The following is a 19958-nucleotide window of genomic DNA, read 5'->3' on the forward strand; positions in this document are numbered from 1 at the left end:
TGGCTCCAGACCTTTGTTGCCCGGCCAATGCGGCAGGCCAACGGATGCCGCACTCATCGCCCGGCATCGAGGCCCGTGTTGACGCTCTGACGGCCTTGAGGACACTTGGCGCCATCTGTCAGAGCTCGGCACGTCAGCGACTGGTCCAAAGCCCGGAAAAAGCTGCAGACGGGTCCGTCAGACGCTGAACCTGATTTAGAGCCCTGCCGAAGCGCGGAAGCACACGAATATATATCAGTTCGGCAACCAGCTCGACCAATGTCTGCGTCACGATCACGGCCGGAAGCACAGGGATCGCACCCGGAACGGCGAGGGCCAACGGGAGCACCACCAAAGAGTTTCGGGTTGCGATCGAAAAGGACACAGCCCGGCCCGCAGCTGGCTGAAGAACAAAAATGCGTGCGGCACCCCATCCGATGAAGGGGGCCAGAACGGCAAAGGCGATGAAGATCGGCAGGGCTGACAGAGCATGGCGGCTGGCCGCTCCCAGAACCGGAACCGTCGCCGCCACGACCAAGAACAGAACCACCGCCGTCGCCGGAACCGGAAGAACACCAAGCCCGTCACTCACACGCCGCCCCGCCGCGTGTCGAGCGGCCCAGAGCTGAACAGCACCCGCACACATCAGCGGCACCGCGATCAGCCAAACGAAAGCATGGATAAACGGGCCGACATGCACCAGGTCTGCGGCCTCGCTGCCGAGGAACAGGCCAAGGAAAATCGGCAGCAGTGCCATTTGCACCACCAGCAGAAGCGGCGTCGACGACAACAGCAATCGCGCATCGGCCCGCCCGAGGTGGGCGAAAGTAATCACATAGTCGATACAGGGCGTCAGCAGCACCATGAGAATGCCAAGACGCAGCAGGGCATCGTCTATGGCGAGTTGCAGCAACAGGAATACAAGCACCGGAACGGCGATGAAGTTACCGGCGAGAAGGGCGCACAGAAAACGCATCTCCCGGAACCCGCGCCCGATGTCCGGCAAGGGAACCTGCAGAAACGTGACGAACAACATGAAGGCAAGCGCCGGGTTGATCGCGCCTTCCAGTGCGGTTGTGCCTGACACAGTGATACCGGTGATTGCGGCAAGGCCGACAGCCGCGAAGTAAATCCATACTTGTTGGCGTTCCAGAATATCGCGCATAGGGTTTCCTTGCCGTGGCCAGAGGCGGGCAGTGGTCATATAAATTAAGATATATCAGTGAGTTGTTCGCGTTGGTTTGCCTTCGCACTTGGCTAACAAGGCGATCGCCTCATCACAGTGTTTGCAGTGGCCTTGGCAGCAATCATGCATAAGGAAAGCCACAAGAGATGACAGCTGCGAGAATCGGGCGCTGTAGATGATCGACTTGCCATCGCGCCGGCTCTGGACCAAGCCCGCGTTCTCCAACTCTCTCAGATGAAATGATGTCCGCTGAGGCGAGCCATCCAGGTTTTCAGCGATGGATCCCGACGCCAACCCATCCGCACCCGCAGTGACCAGCATCCGAATGATCCTAAGCCGGGTTTCCTGGGCAATAGCTGCAAACCCACGAAGAGCTTCGCCCTGATTCATTCAAATACTCCCTTTAGTGTTTTATCGTATGATGGGTAAGATTTTGCAAGGATAGATGAAAAGTCGTGTGTCATGTGAATGATGCGATGATCACGTTCGTGACCCGAGCAACTGCGTAGGCCGACGCAATGTCAACCAAGGCGCGTTTTGGTGCAGGTGCCTCCTGGCCGATCCGGCTGCTATCCGCAGTCACCACCGTTACCAAAACAGCTTGAGCCCGGACCCGGCCAGTAGAAGCGCGAGAATGACCCGAAGCCATTTATCAGACAGAAACCGACTGCCGAGCATCGCACCGGCGAGGCCGCCTATGGCAACCGCCACCATCCAGATCGGCGCGGAACCCGATATTTGTGGCCAGAACGCATAGGCCCCGATCAACGCCGCAGCCGAGTTGACCAGGTTATAGATGGCCGTCGTGGCTGCGGTCTGGCGGGCGTCCGCCCAGTTCATCGCGAGGATAATCGGTGCCAGGAAGACGCCGCCGCCGGTGCCGGTTGTTCCGGAGATGAAGCCAATAACCGCACCGGTGATCAGCGCAGGCACGAATGGCGGATGGTCGGGCGCCCGGGTTGTGGTTGTTCCGCGGGTCAGCGCGCTGCGCGCCATCAGCAGGCCTGACAGCATCAAAATGGTGCCTACGAGCGGATAATATGCCCCGGCACCCAGATTCACGGACCCGCCAAGCACTGAGAACGGAAAGCCGAGTAATGCGAAAGGATACAGATTTCGCCAGGAAAGCTGCGCGGCCCTTTGGAACATGAAAGTCCCTATGGCAGCGACCACCAAGTTCAGCGCCAACGCAGTGATCTTCATCTCCAGTGGCGGCAATCCAAGAATGGCCATCAGCGCGATGTAGCCGGTGGCGCCGGCCTGACCCACCGCAGCGTAGATCAGCGCGACCAGGAAGAATGCCAGGATCACTTCAGCTGGTCTTCTGCGAGGTGGCGCAACCATCGGCCACCGCACCGGGAAGGCATAGGCGCCCGCCGCAGCAATCCTCCATGAGGAACCGCAGGAGGCCGTTCAGCGCATCGAACTCGGCGGTATAGAGGATCGATCGGCTTTCGCGGCGAGAGGATACCAGGCCCGCGCGCTCCAGCTCCTTCACATGAAAACTGACGTTGGAGGCGGTGACTCCGGCCTGTTCGGCGATCAGGCCAGCGGCCAGACCCTCCGGCCCCGCCACGACCAGCATCCGCAGGATGCGCAGGCGGGTTTCCTGAGACAGGGCCCCGAAGGACAAGAGCGCTTGACGTTCATCCATTATTTGACGATCCTAGAAGTGTCGAATCAATAGGTATCGCAAATGACGGTCCAAAGCAACATCGGCGCGCCGACCGGCGCGGCCGACCCGAAAGATATCACCATCGGCGAGCTTCTCGATGCCCTCCGCAACGTCGAGGATCGGCCCCTGGTCTTCACCTATGACGGCCAGGAGGTGCGAACGGGTTTTCACGTCACCGAGGTGAAGGTCGGCCAGTTCCGCGCTCTGGATTGCGGCGGAAACCCCGAGGCCTGGACGGAGATCTTCGTGCAGCTTTGGGACGTCAACGAGGATCGGGCCCATATGCCCGCAGGGCTTTTCACCCGGATCATCGGCAAGGTGATCGATCATGTCTCTCTCGACCCACAGGCGAAACTGACCTTCGAGGTCAGTAATGCGGTAAGGCCGATGCAGCTGCATCGGGCGGCTTACCCCAGCCTCGCGGACGACCGCGTGATCGTTGCGCTGTCACCGCGCCCGGCAAGCTGCAAACCACGCGACCGCAGGCTTGATGACCAGAAGGCCGCTTCGGCCTGCTGCGCACCCGTGGCGAAACAGAGCTGCTGCGGGTGATGTGGGAATGGACGTCATCATCTACCACAATCCGGAATGTGGCACCTCCCGGAACACACTCGGGCTGATCCGCAATGCCGGTATCGAGCCGCATGTGATCGAATATCTGAAGACCCCGCCGTCGCGGATCATGCTGGAGAGCCTGGTGGCGCGGATGGCAACCCCGCTGCGCGCGCTGCTGCGCGAAAAGGGCACGCCCTTCGCGGACTTGGGTCTTGGCGACCCAGCACTGACGGAGGCGCAGATCCTCGACGCGATGCTGGAACATCCGATCCTGATCAACCGTCCCATCGTAGTGAGCCCCAAGGGGGTGCGCCTCTGCCGCCCCTCCGAGGCGGTGCTGGATCTCTTACCGCCCCAGCTGGGCGCATTCTCGAAAGAAGACGGCGAGCCGGTGGTCGATGCGAATGGAAATCGCGTCCTGCCGGAAGCGCCCTGAACGGAGTCTACCCATGTCCTCCCCGCAACCGACCCGGCGGCTGTCCTTTCTGGACCGCTGGCTGACGCTCTGGATCTTCGTAGCCATGACGATCGGCATCGCCCTGGGCACCGTATTGCCCGGGCTGCCGGACGCGCTCAACGGCCTTTCGATTGGCACGACCAATATCCCGATCGCCATCGGCCTGATCCTGATGATGTATCCGCCGCTGGCCAAGGTCAGGTATGAGGAACTGCCGCGGGTGTTCCAGGATCGCCGGGTGCTGATCCTGTCCCTGATCCAGAACTGGATCATTGGCCCGGTCCTGATGTTTGTGCTCGCGGTGATCTTCCTGCATGATCAGCCGGAATACATGACCGGGCTGATCCTGATCGGGCTGGCGCGCTGCATCGCCATGGTGCTGGTCTGGAACCAGCTTGCCCGTGGCGACAGCCAGTATGTGGCCGCGCTGGTCGCTTTCAACTCGGTATTCCAGATCCTGTTCTTCTCGGCCTACGCCTGGTTCTTCCTGTCCGTCCTGCCGCCGCTGTTCGGGCTGGAGGGAAGCGTGATCGACGTGAGCTTCTGGACGATCACCGAGGCGGTGCTGATCTATCTTGGGATCCCGTTCCTGGCCGGGTTCCTGACCCGCCGGATCCTTGTGGGGCGCATGGGCGAGGCCTGGTATGAAACCGTCTTCCTGCCGCGCATCGGCCCGGTCACCCTGGCGGCGCTTCTCTTCACCATCGTGGCGATGTTCAGTCTGAAGGGCGGCGATGTGGTCGCGCTGCCGATGGATGCCCTGCGCATCGCCGTGCCGCTCGCGCTCTACTTCATCATCCAGTTCCTGGTCAGCTTCGCCATGGGCCGGATGATCCAGGCGGATTACCCGCGCACCACCGCCATCGCCTTCACGGCGGCCGGGAACAATTTCGAGCTGGCGATCGCCGTGGCCATCGCCGCCTTCGGCCTTGCCTCTCCCGTGGCCTTTGCGGCCGTGATCGGCCCGCTGGTCGAGGTGCCCGCGCTGATCCTGCTGGTCCATGTCGCCCTCCGGCTCGGTCGGCGCTGGTTCCCGGACGCGCCTCCGGCTGAGGAGGTCCGCGCATGACCGAACTGCCGAACCTGACCGATGCCGTTCAGCTGCCGTCTCTGGCGGGACTGACCGGCCCCGCATCCAGCCACCCGCCCCGCATTCTCCTGCTCTATGGCTCCCTGAGGGAACGGTCCTACAGCCGCTTTCTCACCCAGGAAGCGGAACGGTTGCTGCGACATTTCGGCTGTGAAACGCGGGTGTTCGACCCCAAGGGGCTGCCCTTACCGGATGAAACCGATGCCGATCACCCGAAGGTGCAGGAGCTGCGCGAGTTGTGCCTCTGGTCCGAGGGCCAGGTCTGGACCAGCCCGGAACGCCACGGCGCGATGACCGGCGTGATGAAAAGCCAGATTGACTGGATCCCGCTCTCCATGGGCGCGATCCGTCCGACCCAGGGCCGGACACTGGCGGTCATGCAGGTTTCGGGCGGGAGCCAAAGTTTCAATGCGGTCAATCAGATGCGCATCCTCCGGCGCTGGATGCGGATGCTGACCATCCCGAACCAGTCCTCGGTCGCCAAGGCCTATGAAGAGTTCGACGCGGCAGGAAGGATGCGGCAATCGCCCTATTACGACCGGGTGGTCGATGTGATGGAAGAGCTGGTAAAGTTCACCCTTCTGACCCGGGACATCTCCGGGCACCTCACCGACCGCTACAGCGAACGCAAAGAGGCGGCGGCCAAATTGCATGACCGCCTGAATCTCGGGGCCGCAACGTGAGGCAAGCCCCGGTCGTGGCCGCCCTGGGCGTCACGCAGATCATCGGATACGGGTCGATCTATTACGCCTATCCGATCCTTGCGCCCGCGATAGCGGCCGAGTTCGGCGCTCAGGAGCCGGTCCTTTTCGGCATCCTGTCTGCGGGCCTTCTCCTTGGCGGGCTGGCCTCTCCGGTGCTCGGTCGTCAAATTGACCGGTTCGGCGGGGCGCAGGTCATGTGCGCGGGCAGCCTGGCGATGGCGCTTCTGAGCCTGCTCATCGCCGGATCCCCGAACATCTATGTATTCGGGGGCCTGACACTTCTGATCGAGCTCCTTAGCTTTGCGGTCCTCTATGATGCCGCGTTTTCGGTGCTGGCCCAGAAGAGGCCCAATGACACGCGGCGCGCGATCACCAATCTGACCCTGATCGCAGGCTTCGCCTCGACGCTCTTTTGGCCCCTTTCCGGTTGGCTTGTCGGAGAGGTCGGATGGCAGGGGGCCTACCTAGTCTTTGCGGCCCTTCACCTGCTCCTAGCCGCTCCCCTGCACGGCTGGATTTTCGCGACGCCACATGTGAACGAAAAGACGTCACTTGAAGAGCAGAGGCCGAAACCAGACGAGAGATACGTCCCCCTCGAGGGTCGAACCGCACGGCGCGCCTTCATCCTTCTTGGGATCGCCTTCGGCCTCACCGGCATGGCGATCTCGGCCCTGGGTGTCCACCTCGTCCTCGCACTTCAGTCGCTCGGTCTCGGCAGCTCGGCCTACCTGATTGCCATGCTGATGGGGCCGGCACAGGTCGCCATTCGGGTGGTGGACGCCACCCTGTGGCGCAACCAGCATCCTCTCCTTGTCGCCATCGTGTCCAGTGCGGCCATCCCCGCGGCGCTCGCCCTCCTGCTCCTGCCGGGGCCGGCAATGATCCTGGCAGTTTGCTTTGCGATCAGTTTTGGCGCGGGTCAGGGCCTGTCGAGCATCGTGCGCGGCGCAGTGCCGGTGGCGTTGTTCGGGACGGCCGGCATGGGGCAGCGGCTGGGGCGCCTAGCCGCCATACGCAGCATGCTCGGAGCGGCGGCACCCTTCCTCTTCTCCTGGATCGCGACAGCACTCTCCATCCAGCTTGCGATCGGGTTCGCGTTGTTGGTCGCAATCACTGGCCTGGTAGCACTAATGTCGCTGCGGCTTGAGCTGCGAATTCGCGTTAACTGATCAAAGGAACGTTAACATCGGTTGGGCCTGCGCTGTGCCGTCTTTTCCAATCACGATAGAAACGACATATGTTTCGCCAGAATGCACCGAGGGCGACCGTTTCGGTGGTGACTTCGTGACCGCCATGCTGCGCTGCCCGTACCGCAGATGCTCCGCAACTCGAAATGCTGCGCCTCGTGCCCAGTGGCCGCTTCGGAGAATGCTGCCGCGCAGCAACAGTGCGGCTCGACTGGCTGGTAAGGGCCGCGCCTAACGCTGCACAAACGAGCGGCCTCTGTGCTGCGGTCTGCCTGAGTGTCGGCGATGGGCTCTTTACGACGAGAGGGCAGTGAGTTCCTCCTCTTGATCGGGGTCTTGATTTCGGCGCCTCCCGGCATTGCCGGGACCGGGCTCAGGTCCTGGCGGACGGAAGCCAGCGGCGCCGTCTTCCCCCTTTCGGGCAAAGATCCCTGACGCAGGACCCGCCAGAGGCGGGGTCCTCCGAGTGATGTGCCGCGGCGACCGCGCCGAGGCTACGAGTCTGTCCGGTTCAACGTGAGAGGTCGAGAGGGGGCCGGAACGGGCAGGTTCCGGGCGGTTGAGAGAGAGCGCTGTCCAGGACCGTCCCGCACTCTGCTCTCCCGAGGGTCTCCCTGATGAACGATCTGTCCCCCGCGACCACGGCGCAAGCGCTGGTCGCGCCCTCTCCTGTTCTATCCGCCCCCTGCATTCTCGCTGCGGCCGAGGCGCTTCTTCCGCATCTCGAACGCGGCCAGCGTATCGACAGCACGATTCTGCGTGGCGTCATGGAAACCGCTTTCGGTGCCTCAGACGCTTCCGGCCTCTGGGACTGGAAAGACGCCTATGACGCATGTGAAGTCGCCACAGTCCTCTTGCTGCGCAAATTCGGCCGCGCACTGTTCCGCAAAGCAGCAGCGCCCGAGGCGCGTCTCGCGGCGCTGACGAAAATCGCGGGTCTGCTGCCGACCCATACAAGGCGTTCCGAGGAAAGCCAGGCGCTTCAGCAGTTCAGCACGCCTCTTCCGCTGGGCCTCGCGGCTGTCACCGCTGCGGCGATCACGCCTGCGGATGTCGTGCTGGAGCCCTCGGCCGGCACCGGCCTGATGGCAATCCTTGCCGACATCGCCGGCGGCAGCCTCGCGCTCAACGAACTGGCCGAGACCCGCGCGGATCTCCTTTCCGCCCTCTTTCCGGCCCAGCCTGTCACCCGGTTCGATGCCGCGCAGATCCACGACCACCTTGATGCCGGAGTGGTGCCATCAGTGGTGCTGATGAACCCGCCCTTCTCGGTGCTGGCCAATGTGACAACCCGCGTGGCCGATGCCGCCTTCCGCCATATCGCTTCCGCTCTGGCGCGGCTGGCCCCCGGCGGGCGGTTGGTGACCATCACCGGTGCGGGCTTCGGCCCCGAGGCTCCGGCCTGGCGCGATGCTTTCATCCGGCTGCAAGAGCAGGGCCGCGTGGTCTTCACCGCCGCAATTGATGGCGCGGTCTACGCGAAGCACGGCACCACGTTCGACACCCGACTGACGGTGATCGACAAGATCCCGGCAGAGGATCCTTCCTCCCTCCCGGCCTCTTCCGGCATCGCCCCTGATGTCGCGACCCTGCTCGGTTGGATCACTGCCCAGGTGCCGCAGCGCTGCCTGGTCGATCTGCCCCGGCCACCGGCACCGACAGCACCGGCCGCCGCCCGCACGGTGCGCTCCTACCTTGCTCGGGCCGGTGCGACGAAGTCTCCTCGGGTTACATCGACCAGTTCCGATGCCGTCGAACTCGCCTATGACACGCTGGACTGGACGCCGCCCGAAGCGGCACGGCTCTCGGACGCGATCTATGAAGAATACGCGCTGCAGGTGATCCGCATTCCCGGCGCGGCCCCGCATCCGACCAAACTCGTGCAATCCGCCGCCATGGCCTCGGTCGCGCCACCCCGTCCTTCCTACCGGCCCCTGCTTCCCGCCGACATCTGCACGCGTCTATCGGACGCGCAGCTCGAGACGGTGATCTATGCTGGCGAGGCGCACAGCGACCATCTCGCGGGCTCCTGGACGCTGGACGAGACCCTGGACAAGGTCAGCGCCGCCGCACCAGATGCGGCTGGCGCTGTCCGCTTCCGGCGCGGCTTCATGCTGGGCGATGGCACGGGCGCGGGCAAAGGCCGGCAATCGGCCGGGATTATCCTCAACAATTGGCTGCGGGGGCGGCGCAAAGCGCTCTGGATCTCCAAATCCGACAAGCTGATCGAAGATGCACAGCGCGATTGGTCGGCCCTCGGGCAAGAGAAGCTGCTGATCACGCCGCTTTCCCGCTTCGCGCAGGGTAAGGCGATCACCCTGTCGGAAGGCATCCTCTTCACCACCTATGCCACGCTGCGCTCGGATGATCGGGGTGAGAAAGTCTCGCGTGTCCGCCAGATCGTAGATTGGCTGGGGTCGGATTTCAACGGGGTGGTCATCTTCGATGAAAGCCACGCCATGCAGAACGCTGCCGGCGGCAAGGGTGAGCGCGGCGATGTGGCGGCCTCGCAGCAGGGCCGGGCGGGCCTGCGCCTGCAGCACGCGCTCCCGGATGCCAGGGTGGTCTATGTTTCCGCGACCGGTGCGACGACGGTGCACAACCTCGCCTATGCGCAGCGCCTTGGCCTCTGGGGCGGTGAAGATTTCCCCTTTGCCACTCGGGGCGAGTTCGTCGAGGCGATCGAGGCTGGCGGCGTGGCAGCGATGGAGGTCCTGGCGCGCGATCTGCGCTCGCTAGGCCTCTATACGGCGCGGTCACTTTCCTATGACGGGGTCGAATACGAGCTGATCGAGCACCGGCTGACCGGGGAGCAGCGCCGGATCTACGACTCCTATGCGGGTGCTTTCGCGGTCATCCACAACAATCTCGATGCGGCGATGGAGGCGGCCAATATCACCGGCTCCGATGGCACGCTGAACCGGCAGGCCAAATCCGCAGCGCGCTCGGCCTTTGAAAGCACCAAGCAGCGCTTCTTCGGCCATCTGCTGACCTCGATGAAGACGCCGACCCTGCTGCGCTCGATCACCGAGGATCTGGAGGCAGGTCATGCGGCCGTCATCCAGATCGTCTCGACTGGAGAGGCGCTGATGGAGCGGCGGCTAGCGGAGATTCCCACCGAGGAATGGAATGATCTGAACACGGATCTGTCGCCCCGCGAGTATGTCTTATCCGGAGTTCTGGATAACACGTAATATGCTGCGCCCGCGTTATGCAGAGCGCGGCGCTTCATGTCTTTGATATGATGTTTCATTTCGGGATCTCCACTTGGCATAATCATGATGCCTCTGCTTTCAACCGCAGAAGGACACCCCGATATGACCTCCCCCTCCAACTCTCACCCCGGCGGCACAACCGCCGGAAGCGGAGGCATGCTTACAGCAGAGCCGTTTGGCCGTTATGGTCGGAGGGAGGGGACAACTAGGCGGAAATCACAGGTGGTGGATCGAAGCGGCACAGCAACAGAATTGGCGAGGGTTCGGGCACGGCTGGCCGAGCTGGATGCGGAACAACGTCAACTTTTGCAGGAGCTTTCGGCGCTGGAGGCCCGGGAAACCGCAGAAATAGCTGCACAGGCCAAACGTCCTGCATTTGAAAATGCCCCCGTCACGAACGCATCGTCATCGGGCGAGAAGGTAGAGCTGTTCCGCAGCCTGTTTGCTGGCCGCCCGGACGTGTTTCCAGTGCGATGGGAAAACCAAAAGACGGGACGCGCCGGCTATTCGCCCGCCTGCTTCAATGAATGGGTGAGAGGCATCTGCGGAAAGCCAACTGTCAAATGCGGGGACTGCAAGCATCAGCGGTTCATTCCTCCCGATGCCAGTGTCATTGAACGACACCTTCGCGGCGGCGAGGGCCCTTCGGCCGACTTCGTGGCCGGCGTCTATCCGTTGTTGCGAGACGACACCTGCTGGTTCCTGGCGGCGGATTTTGACAAGGATTCATGGGCGGAAGATGCGGGCGCATTGCTCGAAACCTGCAGAGCAAAAGGAGTGCCTGCGGCGCTTGAACGATCCCGATCGGGCAACGGCGGCCATGTCTGGATCTTCTTCGGGGAACCGGTATCGGCTCGGACTGCCCGTCAGCTTGGATCGGCGCTGATCACGGAGACCATGGAGAGGCGACCGGAGATCGGCTTTGCATCCTATGACCGCCTCTTCCCGAACCAGGACACAATGCCTGTCGGCGGCTTTGGAAACCTGATCGCTTTGCCGCTGCAGCACAGCGCGCGGAAGGTCGGCAATAGCGTCTTCCTTAATCAAGACCTTCAGCCATTCGAAGACCAGTGGGCGTATCTGTCGACGCTGCCACGGATGTCCGCGGAGGCGGTGGCCGATCTTGTTGCGGCTGCTGAGGCATCTGGTCAGGTGCTGGCCGTTCGGATGCCGGTTGATGATGAAAACGCTGACGAGCCGTGGAAAATGTCGCCGTCGCGACGCCCGAAGACAAAGCCTGCGGACGTGGTGGTTCCGCCCAACATCAAGGTGACAGTCGCAGATCAGGTCTATATTGACCGAACCGGGCTGCCCTCTGCGATGATTGCCCAATTGGTACGGGTCGCAGCTTTCCAGAACCCCGAGTTCTATCGGGCTCAAGCGATGCGACTGCCCACCTTCGGAAAACCTCGCGTGGTCTCCTGTGCCGAGCTGCACCCACGCCACATTGCCTTGCCTCGAGGCTGCTTTGATGAGGCAGTTGAAGTCCTGACCGAACACGGTGCGAAGGCAGAACTGGACGACCAGCGCAGCGATGGAACCCCGCTGCCGAACACGGTTCGGTTCCTTGGTGAGCTTCGGCCGCCGCAACAACGCGCCTTCGAGTCCCTCACCGCGCATGATACCGGCGTGCTTGCCGCGACCACAGCCTTCGGCAAAACCGTCGTCGCGTCGGCCCTTATTGGTCATCGCGCCCGAAACACGCTGGTTTTGGTGCATCGTCGTGAACTTCTCGACCAGTGGGTTGAGCGGCTGAAGACTTTCCTTCAGATCGACCCCAAGCAGATCGGTATAATTGGCGGTGGAAGGCGGAAACCGACAGGCATGATCGATGTGGCGCTTATCCAGAGCCTAGTGAGAAGCGGCGAGGTCGACGATATCGTGGCTGACTACGGCCAGTTGATCGTCGACGAATGCCACCACCTGTCTGCGGCGAGTTTTGAACTTGTCGCGCGCAGAACGAAGGCGCGCTATGTCGTCGGTTTGTCGGCAACCGTCGCCCGAAAAGACGGGCACCATCCCATCATCTTCATGCAATGCGGCCCCGTACGGCATCAGGTTCATGCCAGATCGCAGGCTGCTGAGAGCGGCATTCGGCATCGGGCGCGCGAGCGTCACACGCGGTTCAAACTGCCTGAAGTGCTTGCGATGGCGGAACGGCCATCGATGCCCGCGATCTATGCCGCTCTGGCTGACGACGACGGTCGAAATGATCAGATCTTTGATGATGTGCTGAAGTCGCTCGAAGCGAAACGGTCCCCGATCGTGCTGACCGAGCGCAAAGACCATCTGGATTATCTGCAGCAGCGGTTCTCCAAGTTTGCGAAAAACCTGGTCGTGCTGCGCGGCGGCATGTCGGCAAAGGACCGGAAGGCCGCCGCCGCCGCGTTGAATGTCGCGGATCGCGAAGAACGGCTGATCCTTGCGACCGGACGCTACATCGGTGAGGGCTTTGATGACTCGCGGCTGGATACCCTGTTCCTGACCATGCCGATCGCGTGGAAGGGCACGCTGGCGCAATATGTTGGTCGCTTGCACCGACAGCATGACGGCAAGAAAGATGTTCTGGTCGTGGATTACGTGGATAGCGCGGTGCCTGTTCTTGCCAGAATGGCGGCAAAACGGCGTTCCGGGTACCGCGCGCTTGGATATGTGATGGAATAGCAGCGCCCCATCCTGCGTAGGACGCTGCCGATGCATGGCGAGTCAAGGACTCAGAACGGTGCCGTGGTCATAGCCGCGGCTTCGCGCCGGTCGAGGCTGCAAGGATCGCCATCAGCTTGTCCGACGGCGGCCGAAACTTGCCCGGCTTGATCAGCGGGGCATGGTGCGCTTCGAGAAGGGCGAGCTTCTCAGTCGGGTCCGCGCGCAAGTACATCTCGGTCGTCTGGAGGCTGGCATGACCCAGCCAAAGGGCGACCTTGCGGACATCACCTGTAGCCTGCAGCGTGTGCATGGCGCAGCTGTGTCGCAGCACATGCGGGGTCACGTGCTTGTCGGCAATCGAAGGGGTCGCGCGTTCGGCCACGGCCACATGTTGACGGAGCCGGTAGGCAAAACCATCCCGTGTCATCGGGCCGCCATCGCGGTTCAGGAACAGTTCCGGCCCGACATCGTTGGGACGGACGGCCAGCCAAGCCCGAATAGCAGCTTGCGTCTCCTTCCAGAGCGGCAGCACCCGCTCCCGACGGCCCTTCCCAAGCACCCGGATGTTCGCGAACGAGCCCCGCGGGAAATCGTCCATCCGAACTGCGAGAAGTTCTGACGCCCGCAGTCCTGCGGCATAGGCCAGGTGAAGCATCGCCCGATCACGCAGCCCAGCCGGCGCTCTGCCGTCTGGGGCCGCAAGCAAGGCGCGCACCTCGTCCTTCGTCAGGTAGTCGATCAGCTTTACATCGGTGCGTTTGACGGGCAGCGACCTGATCATCATCGCCTGTTCGAGGCAGGCTGGACGCCTTGGTTCAAGGAAGCGGAAAAACGCCTTGATCGCTGCCAGCCGGGCATTGCGGGATCGCACGGTATTAGCTCGACCCTCTTCGATGTGCTCGAGAAAGGCCCTGATCAGGCTGACGTCGAGATCCTCGATCGCAAGGTCAGAAGGCTGTCGTTTAAGGCGTGTGGCCGCAAACCGCAGCAAGAGTGTGAACGCGTGAGCATAAGCGGCGATGGTATGTTGGCTGGCTCCACGCTCATCGGGCAGATGCTTCTGCAGGAAAGCCGACAGATCCGGCGCGAGCGGGGTCATGCTGCACCCCCGATCCACGTCTCTTCCGCCCTTGCCGCGATCATTTGCAACAAGACGGGGGTGGCTTCGAGATACCAATATGTATTGGCGATATCGACATGGCCGAGATAGGTGCTCAAGGCCCGCATGTGCCGCAGGACCGACTGCAGATCGTTCCCGCAGGTCTCCAGGGACCGAACCGCGAAGGTATGGCGCAAATCGTGTAGCCGGGGGCCGGGACCAGTCGGATTGCGGTAACCGAGCTTGCGCACGATCCGTACGAAGACCACGTGTGCTCTCGTTGCCGTCGGTGCGTGACCGTGCCCAAGCACGAAAAGGTCATGACCGGCATCACGGACGATGCGCCGCCGATCGAGATAGCGCTCCAACGCTGCACGGGTCGAGGCGTGAAGTGGGACGAGGCGGCTCTTGCCAAATTTGCCCTTGCGGATCATCAGGCCATCTTCCGTCAGGTCGTCGCAACGCAGGGACAATGCTTCCGAGATGCGCAGACCTGTCGAAGCCAACAATCCGAACAGCGTGTGATAGGTCTGCGGGCTGATAGGGGACAGGCCCGGAACCAGCAGCGCCTCCGCCAGGATGCCACTTATCTGGTCTTGCGAAAGGATGTGGGGCGCAGGTCTGCGGTGCCTTGACCGGCCGAATAATCCTGCCACTGGAACCTCATGTTGCGCATCCTCTGCATGCAGAAACATCGCAAAGGCGCGGGCCTGATCATATCGGTTTTGCGCTGAATTGGGCGTGGCAGCGCTGCCCGCCCAAGCGAGGATAAGTGACGCGGTGACGCGGTGATCGGACCGGTCAGCGGCAAAGGCGGCGAACTCGCGCAAGGACTTCTCATGATTGGCAAACCCCTTTCCGAGGGCGCGATGCAGGTTGATGTAGCGGTCGACATGGCGATGCATCATGCTGCGCACCCCGGCCAAGGCTGGGCCACGACCCCCAGCAGATCGACATCCACCTTGGCGTAGATTGCGGTTGTGTCGCGTGAAGCATGGCGCAGCGCCGCCCCAATCTGATCCAGTTCCGCCCCACCGCGCAGCCATGTCGAAGCCAGCGAATGCCGAAACACATGTGCGCCGGTCGGCAGGCCGACGAAGCCGCCGCGGGAAAGGACTCGAGAGACGATACCGGCGATCTCGGCCGATGAGCGAAATGGGGTGAAAGGGGCTTGGACGCGTAAGAAGACCCCATCGGATGCAACCACCGGGCGTGCGTCCTCGATATAGGCGAGCAGTGCATCACCGACGTCTTGCGGCAAAGGCATAAACACCCCACGTCGGCTTTTGCCGTGCAATCGCAACCTGCTCGCGCGCCAGTCGATGTCGCGGAGGCGGAGTTGCCAGATATCGCCAGCCCGCAGGGCCATCCGCGCGAGAAGCAGGATGATGGCGCGGTCCCGCACCTGGACCGCTGTGCCTGTGCCGCAGGACGCGACGATCTCTTCGATGGTCGAAGCCGGGATCGTCTTTGGGACGGTCGAAAGCCTGCGTCGTACCCCTGACGGCACCGCAAGAAGCAGCGACGGAGCACACAACCCCTCGCCGATCATAAAACGCAAGAACGCGCGCAACACGGTGATGGTCATGCGGACTGACGATCGGGAGCGGTCCTCGCCTTGATCCAGGACGATCGATCGGATGACCGCAGCGGTGATCCCCTGCGGTTCCGATCCAAGCTTCATCAACCAGCGGCCCAACTCTTGCTGATAGCGCCTGATCGTCTCGGACGTGGCGCCGCGCTCCCGGCGCAGCCAAGTGGCAAAATCGGCGACGCGTGGATCGGCCGGTAGTTCCGTGGACACGGCCACTGGGATTATCCCCTCCTCTCTGAGGAAAGACACGAAGGCGCGGGCACCACGGCGGCGATCCTTATTGCCGGTGCCCTCGACCCGCTTGCCGCGTTTGGTCTTGATCCCGCACTGGCAGTTGTGATGGGCAAACTGCTCGATCAGGTCGTTATCGATATGGCTGGCCGGAATACGTCGCTGCAGAGCCCATTCCGCAAAATGCCGCGCCTGACTCATGCGGGAGTTGTAGATGACCTTGCCGTAGCCTTGGCCAGCAAGCCACGCGGAAAAGCCGGCCAAATGCGGGCCAAGCCGGGCAACCTCGTCTGGAATGGCCACATGGCCGGTATCTTCCAGATAGCGAAGAAACCTCCGGACCTCGATGATGTAAGCGGGGTCCCGCAACTGCGCGGCGCTATAGCGGCCGCACCGGCAGCGGTGTCGTGCGAAACGACTGATCGCCGCAGTATCAAGATCCCTGATCGCAATATGCCGGTCGGCGACCCACTTCAGGAAATGCCGGGCGGCGCTGAGCGCGCCAGCAGACAAGTTGGGATTATCCGCAAGATAACCGGAAACAAGTGCTTGGCCGCTGACTGCGGCCCCGGCGGCTGCCGCGCTGCCGGGGTGAGAGTTGGAGGGGGAGGTCATGTCGGGGTGTCCTTCTGCGGTTGAAAGCAGAGGCATCATGATTATGCCAAGTGGAGATCCCAAAATGAAACATCATATCAACGACATGAAGCACCGCGCTCTACATAACGCGGACGCGGCATATTATGTCATGAGCTACCTGCAGCATTCCTTCCCTGTGCAGCTCTACGAGCCGTTCAGCGATGGTGAGGGCAATGTCAGCTCGCGGCCGGTGTTCCGCGATGGCCAGCCCGTCGAGAGCCGCGAGGCGGTCTCCCGGCGGGATGCCATGATCGAGCATCTGGCGGGCCTGCCACCGGTGCCGGGCGCGCTCGATCAGATCGTCCAGCACTTTGGAACGGAGATGGTGGCCGAGGTCACTGGCCGGTCACGTCGGATCGTCCGCAAAGGCGAAGGCCCGGCGGCGCGTCTGGCGGTCGAGAACCGCGCTCCTTCGGCCAATCTGGCCGAGACCCAGTCCTTCATGGATGACGGCAAGCGCATCCTCGTCTTCTCGGACGCTGGCGGCACGGGCCGCAGCTATCACGCCGAACTCTCGGCGCGGAATCAGCGCCTGCGGGTGCATTATCTGCTGGAGCCGGGCTGGAAGGCCGACACCGCCATCCAGGGTCTCGGGCGCACCAACCGGACCAATCAGGCGCAGCCACCCCTGTTCCGGCCGATTGCGACCGATGTGAAAGCGGAAAAGCGGTTCCTCAGCACCATCGCGCGCCGCCTCGACACGCTCGGGGCAATCACCCGCGGGCAGCGCCAGACCGGCGGGCAGGGGCTGTTCCGGCCAGAGGACAATCTCGAAAGCCCCTATGCCCGGGCAGCCCTGCGCCAGCTCTATCTTCTGCTGGTGCGCGGCAAGGTCGACGGCTGTTCGCTCGAGCGGTTTGAATCCGCCACCGGCCTGAAGCTGATGGATTCGAACGGCGTCAAGGATGAGCTGCCGCCGATCACCACCTTCCTCAACCGGCTGCTGGCCCTGACCATTGAATTACAAGGCGTTCTCTTCACCGCCTTCGAGCAGCTGCTGGAGGCCAAAGTCGAGGGCGCGATGGCGGCCGGGATCTATGATCTCGGTCTCGAGACCCTGAAGGCCGAAAGCTTCACCGTCACGGATCGGCAGGTGATCTACGCCCATCCCGGCACCGGGGCCGAGACCCGTCTTCTGACCATCACCGAGCGGCGGCGCAACACGCCGCTGCTGCTCGATGCCGCGCTAGGCGAGTTGGATGACCCACGCGCCGTGCTGCTGGTCAACAGCCGGTCCGGTCGGGCGGCCGTGCAGGTACCGACCACCTCGATCATGCTTGACGATGGCGAGATTGAACGCCGTGTGCGCTTGATCCGGCCGATGGAAGCCTTCAGCATGTCCCTCAGGATGATGAGTGACACGCTTTGGGTTGAGACTGACAGAAAGACCTTCGCGGCCGCGTGGCGCGCCGAGGTTGCTGATGTGCCGGAGTTCTCGGATGCCACGCTGCATGTGGTCTCGGGATTGCTTCTGCCGGTCTGGAAGCGATTGCCGGAGGATGAGACCCGCGTCTATCGCCTGCAGACCGATGACGGCGAACGGATCATCGGCCGCCGAGTATCGCCTGACTGGGCCGCGAATGCCACCACGCACGGGGCGTCCAACCTGACGCCGGAACAGGCCTATGCCGCATTGCTCGACGGGCGGACCGTCCTCGATCTTGCCGAAGGCCTGCAATTGCGCCGCTCGCGGGTGATGGGCGCGAACCGGATCGAACTGACCGGCTTCTCGGAGGCGATGCGCGAGCGGCTGCGGGCTTGGGGGTTCTTCAGCGAGATCATCTCCTGGAAGCTGCGCTTCTTCGTGCCGGTCGGCGCGAATGGCGCAGAGATCCTCGGCAAGCTGCTGGCGGTATATCCGATCAGCCGCATCACCGAGCGTGAGGCGGCACGATGACCTATCCCGCCAGCGCTTTCCGCAGCGCCTCAGTGACGAAGGCGCTCTTGTTGCCGACCTCGTTCAACTTCGCGGCGATGTCAGCGTCGATCATCAGGTTCATGCGAACCTTCTTGTCGCCCGGCAGCAATGCCGGGCGTCCACGCCGGGCGGCGGCGAAGAAGCTGTCGCCGAGATCACCTACTTCGCCTTCGCTGTCGATCAGGGACTTATTCTTGCTCATAGCGCTTCCTTTCCCTTGGGTTGGCCTTGCGCAGGCTGATCACCCGCAGCGCCTTGCCGCGGATACACCAGGCAACCACGCAAAGCCGGTCCTGGATCGGGACAAGGCTGACAAAGCGGCGCTCGCCGTATTCCTCCCGCTGATCCTCGGCGGTCAGGGCGTTATCCCAACGCGCCGCGGCAACATCGGCAAAGTCGAGGCCCCGCTCCTGCAGGGTACGGGCGCGTTTGTCTTCGTCCCAGTCCAGATCCATGCGCTCAAGATAGGGCAACTTGCCTCGCGGCGCAATAAAAGTGTGTATAGTTATTTTCTGCAGGAGGTGTCGTAATGGCTCGCATCGATGCCGCCGATCTGTCGCAGCGTCTCGGCCAGCAGGCCGAGGCGGTGTGCCGGCACTATCTGTCGAATGGCCGCAGACAGGGCAATTACTGGCAGGTCGGCGATGTGCGCAATGAACCGGGGCGGTCGATGTTCGTCCGCCTCACCGGGCCAACCTCTGGCAAGGGGGCGGCGGGCAAGTGGTCTGACGGTCAGAGCGGCGAGCATGGCGATCTGCTCGATGTGATCCGCGAAAGCCTTGGCCGCAGCGACTTCGCTGATGTGGCCGAGGAAGCCCGGAGGTTCCTCAGCCTGCCGCAGCTGGCACCGGCACCGGAGCCGAAAAGGCTCAGATCGGCACCGGCACCCTCCGGTTCACCTGACGCCGCAGAACGGCTCTGGCGCATGTCGAGGTCCATCCGGGGCACGCTGGCCGGCACCTATCTGCGCAAGCGTGGCCTGACGGATCTGCGCGACACGGACAGCCTTCGCTTCCACCCTGACTGCTACTACCGCCCGGAAGGCGCGGAACCGACCGAGACCTGGCCCGCGCTGATCGCCAGGATCACCGACCTCGACGGCAAGCTCACCGGCGTGCATCGCACCTGGCTCACCCGCGATGGCAGCGCGAAAGCGCCTCTCGACCCACCGCGCAAGGCGATGGGGGATTTGCTCGGCAATGCGGTCCGGTTTGGTCAGGCGCAAGATGTCATGGCGGCAGGGGAGGGCATCGAGACCGTGCTCTCGCTGCGTCAGATCTTGCCCAAGATGCCGATGATCGCGGCTCTCTCGGCAGGACATCTCGCAGCCATCCTGTTCCCGGCAACTCTGCGCAGGCTCTATATCATCCGCGACGACGATCCCGCCGGCGATGGGGCGCGGGACAGCCTGATCGCCCGGGCACACGAGGCCGGGATCGAGGCCATCACGCTTTCGCCCATTTTGGGAGATTTCAACGACGATCTCATGGGGCCCGGTCTGGAGGCACTTCGGGCACAGGTCCGGGGGCAACTCGCCCCCGAGGACGTCAGCCGCTTCATGACCCTTCGCTGATCCGCCGGAACGGCGAGGGTGATCGGGAGGGCGCGCTCCTGCCCCGGCAGACAGGGGAGGCAGCCCCCTTCGGCAAGAGGACCGCGCCGAGGCCTTCTCAGAGGGCGAGCGGCCCACAAACGCTCCGGCCCGGCAATGGCGGCGCCCGACTGATTTCCGTCGGCGGGGCAGGCCCCGCCTTTACATCGCGAAGCATATGTGGACACCCCCTTC

At 63.0% G+C, this 19958-nt stretch carries 16 protein-coding genes and 2 pseudogenes; 9 read left to right on the forward strand and 9 right to left on the reverse strand.

Annotated elements, in window-relative coordinates:
• Positions 1-133: 133 nt before the first annotated feature.
• From CDV49_RS18360 to CDV49_RS18375, 4 genes are all read right to left on the reverse strand, one after another.
• On the reverse strand, positions 134-1144 hold the full coding sequence (locus CDV49_RS18360; protein WP_051911459.1) for an arsenic resistance protein: 1011 nt from the start codon (positions 1142-1144) through the stop codon (positions 134-136).
• Between the two features lie 54 nt (positions 1145-1198).
• Positions 1199-1555: an ArsR/SmtB family transcription factor gene (locus CDV49_RS18365; RefSeq protein WP_035714858.1), complete on the reverse strand. Its 357-nt coding sequence runs from the start codon at positions 1553-1555 to the stop codon at positions 1199-1201.
• A gap of 198 nt (positions 1556-1753) precedes the next feature.
• Positions 1754-2476 carry a sulfite exporter TauE/SafE family protein gene (locus tag CDV49_RS18370; protein WP_248700133.1) on the reverse strand — a complete coding sequence of 241 codons (723 nt, stop codon included), beginning with the start codon at positions 2474-2476 and terminating at the stop codon, positions 1754-1756.
• A 1-nt stretch (position 2477) separates the two neighbouring features.
• Positions 2478-2819, reverse strand: a complete 342-nt coding sequence (locus CDV49_RS18375) for an ArsR/SmtB family transcription factor (RefSeq protein ID WP_035714861.1) — start codon at positions 2817-2819, stop codon at positions 2478-2480.
• 42 nt (positions 2820-2861) lie between these two features.
• Here CDV49_RS18375 and CDV49_RS18380 point away from each other — a divergent pair, with 42 nt between their 5' ends.
• From CDV49_RS18380 to CDV49_RS18410, 7 genes and pseudogenes are all read left to right on the forward strand, one after another.
• Positions 2862-3392, forward strand: coding sequence for a DUF6428 family protein (locus CDV49_RS18380; protein WP_051911461.1), 531 nt, complete (start codon positions 2862-2864; stop codon positions 3390-3392).
• A 7-nt stretch (positions 3393-3399) separates the two neighbouring features.
• Positions 3400-3831 (forward strand): arsenate reductase (glutaredoxin), encoded by a 432-nt coding sequence (arsC, locus tag CDV49_RS18385; RefSeq protein ID WP_035714863.1) that lies wholly within the window; start codon positions 3400-3402, stop codon positions 3829-3831.
• Positions 3832-3844: 13 nt separating this feature from the next.
• Positions 3845-4921: an ACR3 family arsenite efflux transporter gene (arsB, locus tag CDV49_RS18390; protein ID WP_035714866.1), complete on the forward strand. Its 1077-nt coding sequence runs from the start codon at positions 3845-3847 to the stop codon at positions 4919-4921.
• Entirely contained in the window at positions 4918-5625 is a 708-nt protein-coding gene (gene arsH, locus CDV49_RS18395; protein ID WP_035714868.1) for an arsenical resistance protein ArsH, read from the forward strand. Before arsB ends, arsH begins: the two co-directional genes overlap by 4 nt.
• Positions 5622-6815 carry an MFS transporter gene (locus CDV49_RS18400; RefSeq protein ID WP_035714870.1) on the forward strand — a complete coding sequence of 398 codons (1194 nt, stop codon included), beginning with the start codon at positions 5622-5624 and terminating at the stop codon, positions 6813-6815. Before arsH ends, CDV49_RS18400 begins: the two co-directional genes overlap by 4 nt.
• 635 nt (positions 6816-7450) lie before the next feature.
• Positions 7451-10000: pseudogene (locus tag CDV49_RS18405) on the forward strand (strawberry notch-like NTP hydrolase domain-containing protein); the annotation flags it as partial.
• 270 nt (positions 10001-10270) lie between these two features.
• A complete protein-coding gene (locus tag CDV49_RS18410) occupies positions 10271-12712 on the forward strand; it encodes a TOTE conflict system archaeo-eukaryotic primase domain-containing protein (protein WP_256947401.1) in 2442 nt (813 codons plus the stop codon).
• A gap of 67 nt (positions 12713-12779) precedes the next feature.
• Here CDV49_RS18410 and CDV49_RS18415 read toward each other — a convergent pair whose 3' ends face one another.
• Genes CDV49_RS18415 through CDV49_RS18425 form a run of 3 tightly spaced genes read right to left on the reverse strand, consistent with a single transcriptional unit; the run spans position 12780 to position 16233 of the window.
• Complete coding sequence (locus CDV49_RS18415) at positions 12780-13793, reverse strand: tyrosine-type recombinase/integrase (protein ID WP_088216800.1); 1014 nt, start codon at positions 13791-13793, stop codon at positions 12780-12782.
• Positions 13790-14701: a tyrosine-type recombinase/integrase gene (locus tag CDV49_RS18420; RefSeq protein ID WP_088216801.1), complete on the reverse strand. Its 912-nt coding sequence runs from the start codon at positions 14699-14701 to the stop codon at positions 13790-13792. Before CDV49_RS18420 ends, CDV49_RS18415 begins: the two co-directional genes overlap by 4 nt.
• Positions 14698-16233 (reverse strand): tyrosine-type recombinase/integrase, encoded by a 1536-nt coding sequence (locus CDV49_RS18425; RefSeq protein ID WP_088216802.1) that lies wholly within the window; start codon positions 16231-16233, stop codon positions 14698-14700. The genes CDV49_RS18420 and CDV49_RS18425 overlap by 4 nt, the downstream gene beginning before the upstream one ends.
• 124 nt (positions 16234-16357) lie before the next feature.
• On the opposite strand from CDV49_RS18425, the pseudogene CDV49_RS18430 reads away from it, so the two are divergent.
• A pseudogene (locus tag CDV49_RS18430) lies at positions 16358-18151 on the forward strand (strawberry notch C-terminal domain-containing protein); the annotation flags it as partial.
• 1 nt (position 18152) lies between these two features.
• Here CDV49_RS18430 and CDV49_RS18435 read toward each other — a convergent pair.
• Positions 18153-18374: a hypothetical protein gene (locus tag CDV49_RS18435; RefSeq protein WP_035714872.1), complete on the reverse strand. Its 222-nt coding sequence runs from the start codon at positions 18372-18374 to the stop codon at positions 18153-18155.
• Positions 18361-18645, reverse strand: a complete 285-nt coding sequence (locus CDV49_RS18440) for a BrnT family toxin (RefSeq protein WP_256947403.1) — start codon at positions 18643-18645, stop codon at positions 18361-18363. The genes CDV49_RS18435 and CDV49_RS18440 overlap by 14 nt, the downstream gene beginning before the upstream one ends.
• 56 nt (positions 18646-18701) lie before the next feature.
• Between CDV49_RS18440 and CDV49_RS18445 the strand changes: the two genes are divergently transcribed.
• Positions 18702-19745, forward strand: a complete 1044-nt coding sequence (locus CDV49_RS18445; RefSeq protein ID WP_035714875.1) for a DUF7146 domain-containing protein — start codon at positions 18702-18704, stop codon at positions 19743-19745.
• The last annotated feature ends 213 nt before the right edge of the window (positions 19746-19958 follow it).

Source organism: Haematobacter genomosp. 1, assembly GCF_002196855.1.
Taxonomy (GTDB): Bacteria; Pseudomonadota; Alphaproteobacteria; order Rhodobacterales; family Rhodobacteraceae; genus Haematobacter.

Bases quoted from the DNA above. Each gene is read 5' to 3' on its own strand.
- CDV49_RS18360 (WP_051911459.1), bottom strand. From the start codon at position 1,144: ATGCGCGATATTCTGGAACGCCAACAAGTATGGATTTACTTCGCGGCT.
- CDV49_RS18365 (WP_035714858.1), bottom strand. From the start codon at position 1,555: ATGAATCAGGGCGAAGCTCTTCGTGGGTTTGCAGCTATTGCCCAGGAA.
- CDV49_RS18375 (WP_035714861.1), bottom strand. From the start codon at position 2,819: ATGGATGAACGTCAAGCGCTCTTGTCCTTCGGGGCCCTGTCTCAGGAA.
- CDV49_RS18380 (WP_051911461.1), top strand. From the start codon at position 2,862: ATGACGGTCCAAAGCAACATCGGCGCGCCGACCGGCGCGGCCGACCCG.
- arsC (WP_035714863.1), top strand. From the start codon at position 3,400: ATGGACGTCATCATCTACCACAATCCGGAATGTGGCACCTCCCGGAAC.
- arsB (WP_035714866.1), top strand. From the start codon at position 3,845: ATGTCCTCCCCGCAACCGACCCGGCGGCTGTCCTTTCTGGACCGCTGG.
- arsH (WP_035714868.1), top strand. From the start codon at position 4,918: ATGACCGAACTGCCGAACCTGACCGATGCCGTTCAGCTGCCGTCTCTG.
- CDV49_RS18415 (WP_088216800.1), bottom strand. From the start codon at position 13,793: ATGACCCCGCTCGCGCCGGATCTGTCGGCTTTCCTGCAGAAGCATCTG.
- CDV49_RS18420 (WP_088216801.1), bottom strand. From the start codon at position 14,701: ATGATGCATCGCCATGTCGACCGCTACATCAACCTGCATCGCGCCCTC.
- CDV49_RS18425 (WP_088216802.1), bottom strand. From the start codon at position 16,233: ATGACCTCCCCCTCCAACTCTCACCCCGGCAGCGCGGCAGCCGCCGGG.
- CDV49_RS18435 (WP_035714872.1), bottom strand. From the start codon at position 18,374: ATGAGCAAGAATAAGTCCCTGATCGACAGCGAAGGCGAAGTAGGTGAT.
- CDV49_RS18445 (WP_035714875.1), top strand. From the start codon at position 18,702: ATGGCTCGCATCGATGCCGCCGATCTGTCGCAGCGTCTCGGCCAGCAG.